Source organism: Citrobacter amalonaticus (assembly GCF_037053465.1).
In the GTDB taxonomy this organism is placed as follows: domain Bacteria; phylum Pseudomonadota; class Gammaproteobacteria; order Enterobacterales; family Enterobacteriaceae; genus Citrobacter_A; species Citrobacter_A amalonaticus_H.
In genome coordinates this window covers 322,966-336,662 of sequence record NZ_JBALIF010000002.1, presented here as the reverse complement: position 1 = coordinate 336,662, position 13,697 = coordinate 322,966, and the positions used below count along the sequence as shown (strand labels likewise).

Annotated in this window: 15 protein-coding genes; 2 read left to right on the top strand and 13 right to left on the bottom strand. The window is 53.5% G+C overall.

The annotated features are described in order from the left end of the window. Positions 1 to 133: 133 nt before the first annotated feature. The 9 genes from WB371_RS04415 to WB371_RS04375 form a co-directional block, all read right to left on the bottom strand. Positions 134 to 790, bottom strand: coding sequence for an aspartate/glutamate racemase family protein (locus WB371_RS04415; RefSeq protein WP_336218898.1), 657 nt, complete (start codon positions 788 to 790; stop codon positions 134 to 136). Further along, on the bottom strand, positions 787 to 1,206 hold the full coding sequence (locus WB371_RS04410) for a heme-binding protein (RefSeq protein ID WP_336218897.1): 420 nt from the start codon (positions 1,204 to 1,206) through the stop codon (positions 787 to 789). The genes WB371_RS04415 and WB371_RS04410 overlap by 4 nt, the downstream gene beginning before the upstream one ends. A 6-nt stretch (positions 1,207 to 1,212) precedes the next feature. After that, positions 1,213 to 2,559 carry a bile acid:sodium symporter family protein gene (locus WB371_RS04405; protein WP_336218896.1) on the bottom strand — a complete coding sequence of 449 codons (1,347 nt, stop codon included), beginning with the start codon at positions 2,557 to 2,559 and terminating at the stop codon, positions 1,213 to 1,215. Between the two features lie 24 nt (positions 2,560 to 2,583). Then, entirely contained in the window at positions 2,584 to 3,393 is an 810-nt protein-coding gene (locus tag WB371_RS04400) for a 3-keto-5-aminohexanoate cleavage protein (protein WP_336218895.1), read from the bottom strand. A gap of 36 nt (positions 3,394 to 3,429) precedes the next feature. Next, entirely contained in the window at positions 3,430 to 4,206 is a 777-nt protein-coding gene (locus tag WB371_RS04395; RefSeq protein WP_336218894.1) for a hydroxypyruvate isomerase family protein, read from the bottom strand. Beyond that, positions 4,187 to 4,996: a DeoR/GlpR family DNA-binding transcription regulator gene (locus WB371_RS04390; RefSeq protein WP_336218893.1), complete on the bottom strand. Its 810-nt coding sequence runs from the start codon at positions 4,994 to 4,996 to the stop codon at positions 4,187 to 4,189. The genes WB371_RS04395 and WB371_RS04390 overlap by 20 nt, the downstream gene beginning before the upstream one ends. A gap of 6 nt (positions 4,997 to 5,002) precedes the next feature. Continuing rightward, positions 5,003 to 5,647, bottom strand: a complete 645-nt coding sequence (locus WB371_RS04385) for an aldolase (protein WP_336218892.1) — start codon at positions 5,645 to 5,647, stop codon at positions 5,003 to 5,005. After that, positions 5,644 to 6,909 (bottom strand): 3-oxo-tetronate kinase, encoded by a 1,266-nt coding sequence (otnK, locus tag WB371_RS04380; protein ID WP_336218891.1) that lies wholly within the window; start codon positions 6,907 to 6,909, stop codon positions 5,644 to 5,646. Before otnK ends, WB371_RS04385 begins: the two co-directional genes overlap by 4 nt. Positions 6,910 to 7,096: 187 nt before the next feature. Next, positions 7,097 to 7,219 carry a hypothetical protein gene (locus tag WB371_RS04375; RefSeq protein ID WP_336218890.1) on the bottom strand — a complete coding sequence of 41 codons (123 nt, stop codon included), beginning with the start codon at positions 7,217 to 7,219 and terminating at the stop codon, positions 7,097 to 7,099. Between the two features lie 62 nt (positions 7,220 to 7,281). Here WB371_RS04375 and WB371_RS04370 point away from each other — a divergent pair, with 62 nt between their 5' ends. Next, positions 7,282 to 8,175: a PocR ligand-binding domain-containing protein gene (locus tag WB371_RS04370; RefSeq protein WP_336218889.1), complete on the top strand. Its 894-nt coding sequence runs from the start codon at positions 7,282 to 7,284 to the stop codon at positions 8,173 to 8,175. Here the strand turns inward: WB371_RS04370 and cobA are convergent. Next, the gene (gene cobA / locus WB371_RS04365; RefSeq protein WP_336218888.1) at positions 8,154 to 8,933 is read right to left on the bottom strand and encodes a uroporphyrinogen-III C-methyltransferase; all 780 of its coding nucleotides are present in this window, start codon (positions 8,931 to 8,933) and stop codon (positions 8,154 to 8,156) included. The genes WB371_RS04370 and cobA overlap by 22 nt on opposite strands. A 403-nt stretch (positions 8,934 to 9,336) precedes the next feature. On the opposite strand from cobA, the gene WB371_RS04360 reads away from it, so the two are divergent. Next, the gene (locus tag WB371_RS04360; protein WP_336218887.1) at positions 9,337 to 10,245 is read left to right on the top strand and encodes a LysR family transcriptional regulator; all 909 of its coding nucleotides are present in this window, start codon (positions 9,337 to 9,339) and stop codon (positions 10,243 to 10,245) included. A 68-nt stretch (positions 10,246 to 10,313) separates the two neighbouring features. Here the strand turns inward: WB371_RS04360 and cobO are convergent, their stop codons facing one another. The 3 genes from cobO to glsA all read right to left on the bottom strand — a co-directional run bounded on the left by cobO (position 10,314) and on the right by glsA (position 13,644). Next, positions 10,314 to 10,916 (bottom strand): cob(I)yrinic acid a,c-diamide adenosyltransferase, encoded by a 603-nt coding sequence (gene cobO, locus WB371_RS04355; RefSeq protein ID WP_336218886.1) that lies wholly within the window; start codon positions 10,914 to 10,916, stop codon positions 10,314 to 10,316. 9 nt (positions 10,917 to 10,925) lie between these two features. Further along, positions 10,926 to 12,578, bottom strand: a complete 1,653-nt coding sequence (locus WB371_RS04350) for a class I fumarate hydratase (RefSeq protein WP_336218885.1) — start codon at positions 12,576 to 12,578, stop codon at positions 10,926 to 10,928. Positions 12,579 to 12,642: 64 nt separating this feature from the next. Beyond that, positions 12,643 to 13,644, bottom strand: a complete 1,002-nt coding sequence (gene glsA, locus WB371_RS04345) for a glutaminase A (RefSeq protein ID WP_336218884.1) — start codon at positions 13,642 to 13,644, stop codon at positions 12,643 to 12,645. Positions 13,645 to 13,697 lie beyond the last annotated feature (53 nt).

Sequence of the window (13,697 nt, the reverse complement as noted above, 5' to 3'; positions counted from 1 at the left end):
TGGTCCATTTTCGACATGGTTGGCCATCTGATGATGGCCTTTTTTTTACCTGCAGATTTGCCGGATGGCGCTGTCGCTTATCCGGCCTGGGGTTGTAGGCCTGATAAGATGCGCCAGCATTGCCATCAGGCGGTTACGCGCTTTCCGCCAGCGTTTTCAGCCAGCGTATGCCACTTTCCGGTGAGGTCATTACCGGGACGGGCGGAGGAGGGAGCTGTTGCAGAACGCGCGCCATCGATGCCTGCGCCAGCATCACGACATCGGCTTGTTTATACGCGCTGTCCAATCCCTCACTGACGATGCGATCGTGGGTTTCCATATCGCCCGCCAGCAGGGCATGGAAGGCCTCTTCCATCAATATCGGCGTCACAGTGCATTGCTTACCGCTGGCCTGCACTTTGCGCTGGACATACTCCAGCGTCGGTTTCATGGTCGTGGCGACGGTGGCCAGTACGGCAATGTTCTCGCCCAGGCTGATGGCTTGTTCCACCATCGCGCAGTCGATACGCGCAAGTTGCAGCGGCGTCATAAACTGGCACTGTTCAACCGCCGTGCCAATGGACGAGCAGGCGGTGATGAAAATCTCGCAGTCTGCTTTTTCGGCAATGTGGACGTAGTCGGCAATGCGAGCCGCAATGTTCGGCGTTACGCCCCCGGCTTTCATCACCTGCTTGATCATCGACTCTTCGACGAGGTGCATCACGTCTGCTTCTGGCATGATGTCCCCGATCAGCTGCTGCATCATGGCGAGCGTAGCGGAACTGGTGTGAAGCATAGCGATCTTTTTCATTCTGCGATCTCCTTGAGCAAACATTCGGCAACGGCCATGGCCGCATCGTGATCTTCCTGAGCGGACAGTCCACCCACCGCGACGGCCCCCAGGCATTTACCGTTGTGAAGAACCGGTACGCCGCCGGGCAGCGCGGTAAAACGCGGATCGGCAAAGTAGCTGATATCCAGCGACTCGTTTTGCAGACGTTGTAAAAACGCCTGCGTGGTACAGCCTAAACGGCTGCTGGTACGCGCTTTGCGTTGCGTAAGCTCAATGGTCAACAGTTTGGCGTTATCCATACGGGCGAAGCTCAGTAACTCGCCGTGAGCATCACAAACAGCCACGCTGAGCGGACGTTGTGCATAACGGGTATCGGCGAGATCGAGCGCACAGTCTACCGCGCGTCGTGCCTGTTCCAGGGTTAAAGTCATCATTGTGCGTTATCCTTTTGACAGTGGTTCTGATACCGGCTGAGCAGGCGAAATCTTGCTATGGGCCTGCGCCTGTCGGGCATCTTTCTTGCGCCAGTAATTAGCCAGCAGCGAGCCGCTCACGTTGCCAAGCGGCGTCATGACCGCAGAGGCGAGGCCTACGGTAGCCAGTTTGCCCATCGCGGCAGCCAGACCCGACGCCATACCGCCGTTTTGCAAACCGACTTCGAAGGCCACCGTTCGCGCTGACTGGACATCCATACGGAAGATCCAGCGACTCATCAGATAGCCAATCAGGAAACCGCCGAGGTTGTGCATCAACATGGCGAAGCAGAGCAGAAAACCGACCTGCACCAGGTTGTCGCGCCCGGCCGCCGCCGCTGTGGTGGTGAAGAAAATGATGCCCATCATCGAGATGGTTGGCATGACTTTCTTAACGCCGTCCACGCGTCCATACAGCCAGTTATAGAACAGCGCCCAGATGATCCCACCCGCCACAAAGTTCAGCACCACTGCGTACATTTGCGCGTCGGCGCTGGTGCTGCCGAACAGTGAGTCCCAGCCGCCGGCAATCATATACAGCAGCCAGAGGGCACTGATCCCCGCCAGAATTTGCACGGTCCGACGACCCTGCACACCGGCATAGGTTTTCAGGTAGTCATGTAAAATCGCGGCACCAATCGGGATCAGCACGATTTTCACGACGTCCATCACCATCGCCGTGAGCTTGATATCTATCATCGAACCGGCCAGCAGATTCACCCACAGCGGGGTCATGACCGTCGCCGCCAGCGTTGAGACAGCGGCAATAGAGACTGCCAGCGCCAGGTTGGCGTTGGCGATATACACCATGACGGTGGAGGAGAGCCCGCTGGGGCAGGAGCCAATGAGCAGAATGCCTACCGCCACTTCCGGGGGGAAATCGAAGATCAATGTGATGCTCAGGCCGAGCAGAGGCATGATGACGAAATGACAGAAGGTGCCGATAAACACCGCCCATGGCATTTTAGCGACGTCGATAAAGTCCTGGATCGTGAGTTTAGTGCCCATACTGAACATGGTTGCCTGGATCACTAAAAAGACGATCCATTTATGGGTGATGTTGAATCCGCCCCAGACGATCAGATCGGTTGACCAGGTCATCGCTGCAACAAAACCGGCGATGATCCACAGGGTAAACTGATAGCTGCGAAGGCCAGACCAGAAGCCTGCGCCTGCCGCGAAACCAGCCGTCAGCATCACCAGCCCCGGCTGCCAGAGGGCGGGAGACTGCACCAGCGCGCCAATAGCCGCCAGTGCGCCGCCGGCGATGCAGACGCCCAGTCCGGTTTTGTGAATAACGGTCGTGATAGTCATGATGAAATGTCCTTTCTCTCGTTATTACTGCCGTGGTGGAATAGCTAACATTTGCCGCGCAATATCCGGCGTGGCGACCTTTTTATCCATACTGCGAATAAGCGTGGCGAGTTTGGCAACCTGCTGATAATTATGCTGAGCTTTCTCTTCGGCGCTTAAATAATAACTGTCTTCAAAACCAATTCTTACTTCACTGGCACCCATACCGACCGCTGCTGCAATAATATCGAAATTCTGGCGGCCAAAATGGGTAATTCCCCATAAAGCATCGCGAGGGATCATGCTACGCAAGGCAATTAACGCATCAACCGTCGCCGGTGAACTTCCACGGTGTCCAAGCACAATATTAAATAACATGGGTTTTTTGAACGGTATTTTTTCTTCCAGGGCCAGGATGTTATTAATCATCCCAATTTCAAAGACTTCGAATTCAGGAATAATGCCGCGTTGGGTGATTTGTTGTGAACAATATTTGACGTCCGGTCCGGGATTAAAGTAGACGGCATCGCCGAGGTTAACGGAACCGACGTTCAGCGACGCCATTTCGACGCCGGGACAGTTCAGCGGCGCACAGCGCTCGGCAATCGACATGGCAGAGACGCCACCGGTGGAGGCCTGAATAATCAGGTCGGAATGGCGCATGACGTGGTCGATCGTCGCCTGAAAATCGGTGGTGTCTGGCGTCAGGCGACCTTGCTTATCGCGAACGTGTAAATGCACGATGGCCGCACCATATTCGACACTGGCCAATATTTCCTGTGCCAGTTCTTCGGGTATAACTCTGGGGCAATCCGCGGCAACGGGTGCCAGCGAAATAATAACAGTATCCGACATGTGTTCCTCCGGTTTTCCGGTACAGAGATATTAAAATTATAAGTACGGTGTCATCCAGCGTAACGATTCGGGCCCTGGTGTTGACGGTTTATATTCACAACCGATCCAGCCCTGATAACCTGTCTGTTTAATAAAATCAAAGAGCCATGCTTCGTTTAATTCCCCTGTTCCCGGTTCATGGCGACCGGGCACAGAAGCAATCTGGAAGTGTTTAATAATCGGTAAATAATGATCAATAAGATGCGCAACATTACCGTGTATTTTTTGACAGTGGTAAATATCAAACTGTAAGCCGATATTTTTTCTGCCAACGTCGTGAATAAGACTTTCAGCCAGTGGAAAGCTGTCGACGAAATAACCAGGCATATCTTCCGGGTTTAGCGGTTCGATCAGCACGTCGATGTCAGCCTCGACCATAACGTCGCAGGCGATACGCAGTCGCTCGGTTAATTGCTCGCGCTGGGCGTTGGCGGAAAGCCCGACCACGCGGTGTCCGGCCATGACGTGCACCTTGCGACAACCCAACGCCGTGGCGTAATTGCGGGCAATCAGCAGACTGCGATGAAACTCTTCGTCACGGTCCGCCAGGGAGGCCAGCCCGCGTTCACCGGCCTGCCAGTTACCGGCAGGGGCATTCATCAACGCTACTGGCAGGCCGGTTTCCCGCTGCGCCGCCAGCAGCACATCCAGCGGATGCTGCCAGAGAAACAGCCCTTCAACACCGTGGAAACCCGCCGCCTTTGCGGCCTGAAAGCGTTCCGCAATGGGGCGGTCGCAAAACAGCCAGTCGAGGTTAGCCGCTAACTTCAGCATGGTGCGTTCCCTCCCGGCAATCAACCAGGTGCAGTTTCACGCCCTGGCTGGCAATGGTGTCCTGCGCCACGTCGGGCAACCGGTTATCTGAAATAATGTCGGTCAGTTGATTCAGTGAGCAGATGTGGAACATGCCGTATTTGCCAAATTTACTGCTGTCGCAGACCAGCACCCGACGGCGGGAGACGGTGAGTACCGCCTCTTTCACCGAGGCTTTGCCTTCGCTGGGGGTCGACATGCCGCGTTCGGTATCCCACGAGGATGAGCTGAGAAACGCCACGTCGATATTTATGGTGTGCAGAAAACTGGCGGCGCTTTTCCCGAGGCAGGAACGGTTACGCTGATCCACCAGTCCTCCTGTGTGATACAGCGCGATGTGCGGCATGTCCATCAGGTAGTGGCTGATGGAAAAATCGTTCGTCACCACCGTCAGGTTAAAGCAATGGCTGGCGGCTACCGCTTTCGCCACTTCAAATAACGATGTTCCCGCATCGAGATACAGCGTTTGCCCAGGCTCTATCAGCATGGCGGCAAGTTGCCCCATCCGCCGCTTCACGTCATGATGCAGCTCGGCTTTTTCCCGCCAGGGCAGCTCCGATTTCAGCAGATTGTTGAGTTTCACCCCGCCGTTGATCGAGATGACTTTTCCTTCTTCTTCCAGTAACTGAATATCGCGCCGTACGGTCATATGCGACACGCTCATCAGGTCCGCCAGCTCATTAAACGAGGCGACATTTTTTTCGTGCACGTAGCGGTAGATAAAATCACGTCGTTGTTCAGGGATCATCATCTCACCTCATGTTCGCCGGGATTGTTCGAGTTCAGCCACCGCTTCTGCCGTGAGCGGCACGTAACCGAGGGGCTTTAAGGTCAGCCAGATGCGGGCGCTGTCTTCCAGCTCTTCGGCATTAAATACCGCCTCACGAAGTGAGCGACCACTGACTACCGGGCCGTGATTTGCCAGGAGCGCGGCGGTATGGTCAGCCGCAATCTTGCTGAGTGCGCTGGCGATACCTTCATGACCAGGTTTGAAATAGGGCAACAGTGGCAGCTGCCCGACGCGCATCACGTAGTACGGCGTTAACGGCGGCAGACAGTTTTCCGGCGTGCTGCACGGCAGGCAGGAAAGGGCGGTCAGCCACGGTGAATGCAGATGGACCACCGCGCCGCAGGTCGGACGATGACGGTACCAGGCCAGGTGCATAGGCACTTCTTTCGACGGTTTATCACCGCTCAGGTGAACGCCGTTGGCATCCAGTTTACTGAGCGTCGCGGCGTCCAGCTCGCCCAGACAGGAGTTGGTCGGTGTGACCAGATAGCTGCCATCCGGCAACTTTACGCTCAGATTGCCCGAACCACCGCTGCTGAAACCGCGCATAAACAGGGAACGACCATAATGCACCAACTGTTCACGGAGTTGCTGTTCGTTAAGCTGACTCATGATGCATACTCCTGCGCGGTAAAAAAGAAGTCTTCGTCACCGAAGTTGCCTGACTTCAGCGCCAGCGCGAGCGGCGGCTCGGCGGAAAACACCCAGGGGACGCCGGGAGCGATGGCGTTTCCAACCGTCAATCGTGTTACCTTTAACGCTTCCACCACGGTACCGGACGTTTCGCCGCCCGCGACGATAAATCCGTTCACGCCTGCGGCCTGCAGTTTGGCCGACAATCTGGCAAAGGTATGTTCAATCGCCTGGCTGGCCTGCTGCTCGCCGTACTCCTGTTGAATTCGTTTCAGCGCTTCTGGCGACTGTGTGGCGTAAATCAACGGCGCGAGCGCATCATCGACATGGGCCATCGCCCACAGCGACAGCTCATCGCTGTAACGCTCTGCGTCAGCCAGGCAGCGCGCCACGTCAAGCTGACGGGAGGCCGCCTGCGCTTTATAGCGATTCACCTGGCGGTTGCTCATGGTTGAGCAACTTCCGGAAAAAACCACCGTTTTTACAGGCGTCGGGAAAGGATGCGCCGCTTCCCGTCCACGCTGTGGCGCGGCGCAAGCGGCCAGTGCGCCTCCCAGACCAGAACCGCCCGCCAACAGTGGCGTACGGCGTAAGGCCTGAGCGAGGGTTTGCAGATCGGCTTCACTAAAGGTATCCACGATCACGTGTCGTATACCTTCAGACCTGCAGCGGTCCAGCGCGTGAGTGACCGCTTCCACACCGTTTTGAATGGTGCTGAGGTCGATGCGCCCGACGGTGCGGGTGGTTTGCACCGCGAGCAGGCGAATCAGGTTCGCATCGGTCATCGGGTTGAGCGGATGTTTCTCCATGCCGGATTCGTTCAGCAATACGCCATTTACAAACAGATGACCGTGGATCACGGTGCGTCCGTTTTGCGGCAGGGCAGGACAGTGAACAATGTATGGCGTGTGCATCACCTCCATCAGCGCATCGCTGACCGGACCGATATTGCCGGCAGGGGTGGAATCAAAGGTGGAACAATATTTAAAGTAAATCTGCTGTGCGCGAGCCGCGTTACGCAGCCATTGCCAGCAGTGTAATGACTGATCGATGGCCTGGTCAGCCGCCAGAGAACGGCTTTTAAGCGAGATGACAATCGCATCGACCTCTTCATCCCACGGCTGTGCGGCGTCTGGCATTCCGGGCAACAGCGCGACCCGCCAGCCTTGCTCAGCCATAAAACTTGCGATATCCGTTGCGCCAGTAAAGTCGTCGGCGATAATACCTGTCGTGACGGGCATACATCCACTCCGTTCAGATTGTCTGGTAATTGAGTCCATTATTCAGGAGGGCGTTTCACATTCACATGATGATTCTCACAAATAACCACATTATAAAATTGAATTGTTTTTATATAATCATTTGAAAATTATAATAAAAACTCCATTTCAAATTGAAGTGATGCTCACAGGGCGCTGTGAAGATTCGTTAATCTTTGGGAAAGGTTGTCACAACAGGTACAGGATGTTTTTCAGGAGACAGAGGCGCCGCTCTTGCAATTTGATCATAATTACCTGAATAAATGAGATTATTTTTTGCGGTCAGGGTCATTCTTTCATCCGGACAAATTTCGCATAGTAGCGACGTTATCCAGACCACTGACGGAGCGGAACGTGCCTCAGCATAATCAGGACGATGTCTTACACACTTTTTATTCACTGGCAGAGGTGTTTTCTAAGGCCACGGGACTTGCTGCCGTGGTAGTGGACATTCATGGTCGGGAAATCTCTGCCTGTCATAATTTTAATTCGTTCTGTTCATTATTGCGCGCGGATCCGCAATACCAAAAAAGTTGTCAGAAATGTGACAAATATTGTGCCTTTGAAGGGTTAAAAGAAGAAAAAGTCAGAATACTCTGCTGTCATGCAGGGTTAAGTTTTTTCTCTATGCCGTTAATTTGTCAGGGGCACCTGCTGGGATTTATTATTTGCGGTCAGGTTCGCGCAAAGTATCCGGAATATAAAACGATTGTCATTGATGACGATCGGCAGTGGGTTTTCGATCCCAAAATTAAATCGGCCTGGAATCAGGTGGCGATTGTTGAAAATAATCACCTGGTGGCGGCGGCAAACCTGCTCAGTTTTATTATTAATAATCTTAACCCGGTCCAGCATAAAACGTTGGACACGACCGATGTGCAGTTGAGCGATCTGCGCCTGTCGGCAATGGAACTTTCGCACCATGAAAAGAAACTGGTTGCTGCGCTGCGCTATATTGATGAGCACTTATACGAGGAACTGACGCTGGAGTCGGTGGCCGCGCATGTCTGTTTAAGCGCCAATTACTTTAGCCGCTTCTTTAAAAAGCGGCAGGGTGTGAATTTTAAAACCTGGGTAAATCAGAAGAAAATGCAGCGGGCGAGTGAGTTGCTGTGCGATCCGACGAACTCTATCGACAGCATCGCCCGGAAACTTCAGTATGCGCAGACCAGCTATTTTTGTCGTGTGTTCCGGGCGGCGCATCAGACATCCCCTCAGTCATTTCGTCATGAACGGCTTTCGCTGTAGACGCTGTCTATGACCTGCGGAATAAATGAGAGTCGGTCGCTAAGGCGGACAACGTCGCCGACAACAATAAGCGCAGGCGGCGCTATGTTGGCTTCCTGGGCTTTTGCGAGCAGCGTCCCGAGCGTACAGGTCAGACGGCGCTGATTGTCACGGGAGGCAGACATCACAATGGCGGCGGGCGTATTCGGTGATTTTCCCCCCATTAATAACTCTTCGCAGATAAACGGCAGATTGGCTATCCCCATAACGATCACCAGCGTACCGTTAAGCCTGGCGAGCTGCCGCCAGTCCTGCTGCTGATTCCCTTCGCGAGTGTGGCCCGTCACAACATGAAAACCGGATGCAAAGTCGCGATGGGTCACCGGGATCCCCGCGTAAGCCAGCCCGCCAATGGCGGAACTGATGCCCGGCACCACTTCAAAGGTAATACCTTCATCAACCAGACATTCCACCTCTTCGGCGCCGCGCCCAAAGACATAAGGATCGCCGCCTTTCAGACGAACAACATTGCGGTGCGTTTGCGCATGCCGGATGAGCAGGGCATTAATCTCCTCCTGCGGAACGCAATGATAACCTGAACTTTTGCCAACGTTGATCAAAGTGCAGTTGGTCGGCGCCCATGCGAGGATGTTGGGATTAACCAGTCGATCGTAAATAATCACATCAGCTTGCTGGATGCAATAATGGGCTTTGAGGGTAAGCAGGCTGATATCGCCAGGACCGGCGCCGACTAACCAGACTTTTCCTAAATTTTTCACATGACATCCTTAATAATTTATCAGGGAAAGATAAAAAAGTAATAAACAGATGGAAAAAGCCATCGTTTGCTTATCTGACAAAGAACTAAATTTTCCTGAAATAATGAGCAAATAATATTGATTAAACCCGCAAAGTTTTTTCTCCAATTAACAAGTTAACTTGAAAAATTATTAAGAACTTACTGGCACTATTTGTCTAAAAATAACCCTATTTAAATTGTGTTTATGGTCAACGTTGCGTATTATTGCTCATTATTTGCCCGACTCCTGTCTGAATAAATCATGGAGTGGATCAATGACATCCAGGTAGAAAATAAAATATAACTCTCAGGCTAATCGGGAGTCGGTTGCATTTATTTTTTATTAATTAAACTATTTTTGTACGCGGCATATGGAAGACGTTATGAGAGGAAAGATACCAAAGACCGAATTACTGGTGACATTTGAAGTCGTGGCTCGTCATGAAAGTTATACACGCGCGGCGGAAGAGTTAGCATTAACGCAAAGCGCGGTATTTCGTCAGGTGAATGCCCTTGAGGATTTTCTGAATACCTCATTATTTAATCATGCCAAAAAGCGGATTTTTTTAAACGCAGCCGGTAAGCATTATTTGAGCATTGTTAAAGAAACGCTGAACAAGCTTGAGCGCGACACCAATACCATTATGACCTGGCAACCGACAGTGGAAGTGATTGAACTGGCGGTGAATCCGACTTTCAGCACCCACTGGTTGATCCCCAATCTTCGTGAATTCAATAAGTTGAATCCCGATATTATCGTCAATATCCACTCTCTGGCGAATATTGGCGATTTCCTTAATCGTGAATATGATGCGGCGATTATGCGCGAAGACTTCTGTTCGCCATGGTCAGAAGTGGAGTATCTGTTCGAAGAGGAAATTTTGCCTGTCTGTAGCGGCAGCCTGCTGTCACAACCGAATCAGAAACTGACCGTCGAAGAGTTGCTTAATGAGTTTCCGCTACTGCATCAAAGCACACGAATTAATGGCTGGCAGGAGTGGTTCGCTCTGTCGGATATCAGCAATCCACTGGCGAACAAAGGTCCGCGATTTGATCTGCTGTCGATGCTGATCGCGGCGGTGCGCTCGAACCTTGGGGTGGCGCTACTCCCGCGCTTTGCAATCCAGCACGATCTGGATAATGGCGATATGGTCATTCCATGTGATGTTCCCATGCGCACCGGGAATCGCTTCATCATGACCTGGCGGGAAGAAAAAGCGGAATCCCGTCATTTACAGGTCTTCCGCGATTGGTTACTGCAAAAATCCGTGGTCTCGCCACTTGAACGCTAAGGTTGAAAGACGTTCCCATCGTTGACAGGCCGGATAAGCGTCAGCGCCATCCGGCATAACAGAATGCGCTACCAGTCAATTCCCGCCTGCGCCTGAATACCACTATCAAACGCATGTTTTACCGGGCGCAATTCGCTGACCGTATCGGCCAGCGCCAGTAACTGCGCGTGGCAGCCGCGGCCGGTCACAATCACGCTCTGTTGCACCGGACGTTCCCGGATGGCGGCAAGTACTTCTTCCGTATCAAGATAGTGATATGCCAGCATGTAAGTGAGTTCGTCCAGCACCACCAGGTCATAATGCGCATCGGAAAGCATGCGCTTACTCTCTGCCCAGACGGCCTGTGCAGCGCTGATGTCCGCTTCCCGATTTTGCGTTTCCCACGTAAAACCGGTCCCCATAATGTGAAACTCCACCCCCAGCGGGTGCAGGGTGTTGTATTCGCCATTATCCCACTGGCCTTTAATAAACTGCGCGACGCCAACGGTTTTACCGTGACCCACGGCACGCGTAACGGTGCCAAAGGCAGCAGTGGATTTCCCTTTTCCATTGCCGGTGAAGACGATCAAAATTCCTTTCTTCTCGGTGGCCGCCGCCACGCGGGTGTCGACTTGTTCTTTCAGCTTTTGTTGACGCTGACGATGACGGTCGCTGTTGGCTCGCGCGTGCATAGGTGCTCCTTAATGTCCTGCCGGGCAGGATGCGCAACGATGCTGTTGCTCAAACTGGCTGAAGAAATTATTGCCTTTGTCATCGACCAGCACAAAGGCGGGCAAATTTTCGACTTCCATCATCCAGATCGCTTCCATTCCCAGTTCGGGATATTCGAGACAGCGCAGGCTTTTCACATATTGCTGCGCCAGCAGCGCCGCCGCGCCGCCGATACTGCCGAGATTGAAACCGCCATGCTTATGGCAGGCGTCAGTCACCTGCTGGCTGCGGTTACCCTTCGACAGCATGATCAGGCTGCCGCCTTCGGCCTGGAAGGCATCGACATAGCCGTCCATGCGTCCGCCGGTGGTGGGACCGAGCGACCCGCAGGCCATCTGTTCTGGCGTTTTGGCCGGACCTGCGTAATAGACAATGTGGTTGCGCATGTACTCCGGCATTGCTTCGCCGTTATCCAGTCGCTCCTTAATCCTGGCGTGCGCGATATCGCGGGCGACGACAATGGGGCCGTTCAGCGAAAGCCGCGTACCGACTGGCAATGCGGAGAGATCGTGCAGGATCTCGCGCAGCGGTCGGTTCAGATCCAGTTTCACGGTCTGGGCGCTGTTTTCCACCCGACTGGATTCAGGAATAAATTTTCCCGGGTTATGTTCGAGTTTTTCCAGCCAGATACCGTGCTTGTTGATCTTCGCTTTGATATTGCGATCGGCGGAGCAGGAAAGCGCCATGGCGATCGGGCAAGAGCCGCCGTGACGCGGCAGGCGAATGACCCGAATATCATGGGCGAAATATTTGCCGCCGAACTGAGCGCCAATGCCAAACTCGCGGCTGGCGTTGAGCAGTGTGGCTTCCAGCGCGGTATCGCGAAACGCCTGTCCCAGTTCATTGCCGCTGGTGGGCAGATTGTCGTAATACCGGGTTGACGCCAGTTTAGCGACTTTGAGTGCCTGATCGGCCGAAAGTCCACCTACCACAAACGCGATGTGATAGGGCGGGCAGGCCGCTGTCCCCAGCGATTTCATTTTTTCGATCAGGAAAGCGGTCAGTTTTTCCGGTTGCAGGATGGATTTGGTCTCCTGGAACAGGGCCGCTTTGTTAGCGGAGCCGCCACCCTTGTTGACGAACAGAAAGCGGTATTCGCTGCCCGGCGTGGCGCTGATATCAATCTGCGCTGGCAGGTTGGTTCCGGTGTTCACTTCGGTATACATATCGAGTGGGGCATTTTGCGAATAGCGCAGGTTGTTTTCTTTAAAGGTGTCATAAACCCCTTTGCTGAGTGCTTCGGCGTCGTCGCCTCCGGTCCAGATCTGCTGCCCTTTACTGGCGACAATGGTTGCTGTACCGGTATCCTGGCAGTTCGGTAACACACCTTTGGCGGAGACTTCCGCATTGCGCAGAAGCTGAAGCGCGACGTACTTGTCGTTACTGCTGGCCTGCGGATCGTGCAGAATGCTGGCGATCTGTTTTAAATGTCCGGTGCGCAGGAAGAATGAGGCTTCATAGAATGCCTGTTGCGCCAGCAGCGTCAGCGCTTCCGGCGCGACTTTAATCACCTCTTCTCCTTCTAATTCCGTCACGGTAACGTATTGATCACTCAATAATTCATATTCAGTGGTATCTTTAGTTTGTACAAAGAGTTCTTGCCAGACAAAGGGTTTAGACATTTTACTTCTCGCTTCTCGTTATTTTCGTCGGATGGCGGCGTTTCGCCTTATCCGGCCTGGAAGGTTAATGCGCTATAAAAAGGTTGGCCTGTGTGGCATCGGCAACATATTCAATGACTTGCTGGGCGCGCACGCTATTGCCGGCGCTGTCCAGCGGCGGTGAATAAACGGCAATGGCGTATCGCCCTGGCACGACCGCGACCATGCCGCCGCCGACACCGCTTTTCGCCGGGATGCCGACGGTATAGAGCCATTTTCCGCTTCCGTCATAGAGACCCGCGATAGCCATTTCCGCCAGTACCTGCGGCACATAGCGTTCACTGAGTAACTGTTTTCCGGTAAACGGGGATTTCCCTTTGTTAGCCAGTACGGCACCCATTCTGGCGAGTTGGGTTGCGGTCACATCCACAGAACACTGGCGGGTGTAGATCTCAACGGCTTCCTGGGTATTGCCATAAAAACTGTTATAGGAGGCCATCAACTGCGCCAGCGCCTGGTTATGCTGGTTGGTTTCCATTTCCGATTTAAATACCGGTTCATTGACGGTGAGGGTGGCATCAGCCCAGGCATTCAGGTTGTTGAGAATTTTGTTCCAGCGGTCGGTTTTGTCTTTGGCATCAATCAGGCTGACCGTGCTCATGGCGCCCGCATTGACCAGCGGGTTTTCTGGCGCGCCCTTCGTCAGTTCGACGGCCAGACCGGAATTAAAGGGCAGGCCAGTGGCATTTGCACCGAGTTTCGCCAGCACCTCCTGCGGTCCGTGCTGCTCCATTGCCAGCGCAAGAGTAAACACTTTACTCAGCGACTCCATCGGGAACGCTTTATTGACATCCCCGGCCTGATAAATTTTGCCGTCAACGGTGGCGAGAGTGATGGCAAAATTGTCAGGACTGTATGTCGCGAGGGCGGGTATGTAGTCGGCAACTTTACCCGCGTCGTTACTTTTGTATTTCTGATGTGCCTGTTCGATTAGCGCGGCGTAGTCCGGCGTCGTTTGTGCCAGCGCGGCGGCGCTGAAAAACAGGCTGGCGGTTAACATGCTTGCGGCGAAGAATTTTACGTTCATGGTGCAACCTTGTTGGTTTGACTGGCATGTTGCCGGATGGCGGCGTTTCGCCT

Coding starts and splice junctions, on each gene's coding strand:
- WB371_RS04415 (WP_336218898.1), bottom strand. CDS start 790: ATGAAAAAGATCGCTATGCTTCACACCAGTTCCGCTACGCTCGCCATG.
- WB371_RS04410 (WP_336218897.1), bottom strand. CDS start 1,206: ATGATGACTTTAACCCTGGAACAGGCACGACGCGCGGTAGACTGTGCG.
- WB371_RS04405 (WP_336218896.1), bottom strand. CDS start 2,559: ATGACTATCACGACCGTTATTCACAAAACCGGACTGGGCGTCTGCATC.
- WB371_RS04400 (WP_336218895.1), bottom strand. CDS start 3,393: ATGTCGGATACTGTTATTATTTCGCTGGCACCCGTTGCCGCGGATTGC.
- WB371_RS04395 (WP_336218894.1), bottom strand. CDS start 4,206: ATGCTGAAGTTAGCGGCTAACCTCGACTGGCTGTTTTGCGACCGCCCC.
- WB371_RS04390 (WP_336218893.1), bottom strand. CDS start 4,996: ATGATGATCCCTGAACAACGACGTGATTTTATCTACCGCTACGTGCAC.
- WB371_RS04385 (WP_336218892.1), bottom strand. CDS start 5,647: ATGAGTCAGCTTAACGAACAGCAACTCCGTGAACAGTTGGTGCATTAT.
- otnK (WP_336218891.1), bottom strand. CDS start 6,909: ATGCCCGTCACGACAGGTATTATCGCCGACGACTTTACTGGCGCAACG.
- WB371_RS04375 (WP_336218890.1), bottom strand. CDS start 7,219: ATGACCCTGACCGCAAAAAATAATCTCATTTATTCAGGTAATTATGAT.
- WB371_RS04360 (WP_336218887.1), top strand. CDS start 9,337: ATGAGAGGAAAGATACCAAAGACCGAATTACTGGTGACATTTGAAGTC.
- cobO (WP_336218886.1), bottom strand. CDS start 10,916: ATGCACGCGCGAGCCAACAGCGACCGTCATCGTCAGCGTCAACAAAAG.
- WB371_RS04350 (WP_336218885.1), bottom strand. CDS start 12,578: ATGTCTAAACCCTTTGTCTGGCAAGAACTCTTTGTACAAACTAAAGAT.
- glsA (WP_336218884.1), bottom strand. CDS start 13,644: ATGAACGTAAAATTCTTCGCCGCAAGCATGTTAACCGCCAGCCTGTTT.